The 379-nt window shown below is 40.6% G+C and carries 1 protein-coding gene; it reads left to right on the top strand.

Features of this window, described 5'->3' with window-relative positions; genetic code table 11:
• On the top strand, positions 1–311 hold a 311-nt coding region (locus LKX83_RS32040; protein WP_227887308.1), incomplete at its 5' end, for a hypothetical protein.
• Between the last annotated feature and the right edge of the window lie 68 nt (positions 312–379).

Here is a 379-nt window from a genome sequence, read left to right as displayed (position 1 = left end):
ACTATCATCAGCCCATGGGCGTCATGCAGACGATGGATGTGGAAGTGGTTAAATATCACTACCACGTAGAGAAGATGAAGTATTACGAGCACAAATGTCACAAACATGCGCATCACAAAAAATGCTACAAAAATTATTATAAGCGTTATTGTTACCACAGAAAAATGTATGAATATTATTGCAAAAAAGGCTTCCATACAATGCATGGCTATGGACCAGCATTTCCGGGACCGCCAATGAATATGGGGATGTACGGCTATCCGGCATCTTACAGTGAAAATGAACAGGTACGTGAGAGTTCGAGCAATTGAGGAAAATTGTGCTAAGAAGAACGAGCATTCCGCTCGTTTTTCTTATTTCCAGCCAATATACTGATGAG

This window comes from Cohnella baijiui (assembly GCF_020731285.1).
Lineage (GTDB): Bacteria > Bacillota > Bacilli > Paenibacillales > Paenibacillaceae > Cohnella.
This window is presented reverse-complemented; position numbering and strand designations above follow the sequence as displayed.